The sequence below is a fragment of the Paraburkholderia sp. J12 genome (assembly GCF_905220215.1).
Taxonomy (GTDB): Bacteria; Pseudomonadota; Gammaproteobacteria; order Burkholderiales; family Burkholderiaceae; genus Paraburkholderia.
In genome coordinates this window covers 1-950 of sequence record NZ_CAJMZC010000044.1, presented here as the reverse complement: position 1 = coordinate 950, position 950 = coordinate 1, and the positions used below count along the sequence as shown (strand labels likewise).

Below are 950 nucleotides of genomic sequence, written 5' to 3'. Positions count from 1 at the left end.
ACCAGCTTCGGCAGCGACATCAGGCCGCCCGCCGTGATCGCGCGGGCCCCATAGGACACGCGTTTGCCGCCTTCGAGGTACTTGCGGATTTCCGGGTGCGTCTTGTAGCGCTGGAACTCCTCGAACGGCGAAAGGTACGGGTTCGTGTAGGCCAGACCCACCACGAAACCCACCATCACCTGGTTGTTGTCGATGTGGTAGAGGAACGAGCCGCCGTAGGTGTCGGTGTCGAGCGGCCAGCCCGCCGTATGGATCACGAGGCCCGGCTGGTGTTTGGCCGGATCGATCTCCCACAGCTCCTTGATGCCGATACCGTACACCTGCGGATCCGCGTCGCGGCCGAGCTCGAACTTCTCGTTCAGCTGGCGCCCCAGGTGCCCGCGGCAGCCTTCGCAGAAGAGCGTGTACTTCGCGTGCAGCTCCATGCCGAGCTGGAAGTTCTCGGTGGGCTCGCCGTCCTTGCCCACGCCCATGTTGCCGGTGGCCACGCCTTTGACGGCGCCTTTCTCATCGTAAAGAATTTCCGCGGCGGGGAAACCCGGGAAAATTTCGACGCCCAGCGCCTCGGCCTGCTGGCCCAGCCAGCGCGTGACGTTCGCGAGGCTGATGACGTAGTTGCCGTGGTTCTTGAAGTTTTCCGGCAGCGCCCAGTTGGGCACGGACTTCGCGCCGGTTTCCGAAAGGAAAAGGAAGCGGTCCTCGGTCACGGGCACGTTCAGCGGCGCGCCCTGTTCCTTCCAGTCGGGCATCAGTTCATGGAGCGCGCGCGGGTCCATGACCGCGCCCGAGAGGATATGCGCCCCGATCTCCGAGCCTTTTTCCAGCACGCACACGCCGATTTCGGTGCCTTTTCCGGCGGCCAGCTGTTTCAGGCGGATCGCCGCGGACAGCCCGGCCGGGCCGCCGCCTACGATCACCACGTCGTATTCCATCGACTCGCGTGGGCCGTA

General features: G+C 64.8%; 1 protein-coding gene. It reads right to left on the bottom strand.

What is annotated here, in order from left to right; all coding sequences use genetic code 11:
• Positions 1 to 950: NAD(P)/FAD-dependent oxidoreductase (locus U5760_RS31520; protein WP_322016215.1), on the bottom strand; the 950-nt coding region annotated here is incomplete at both ends.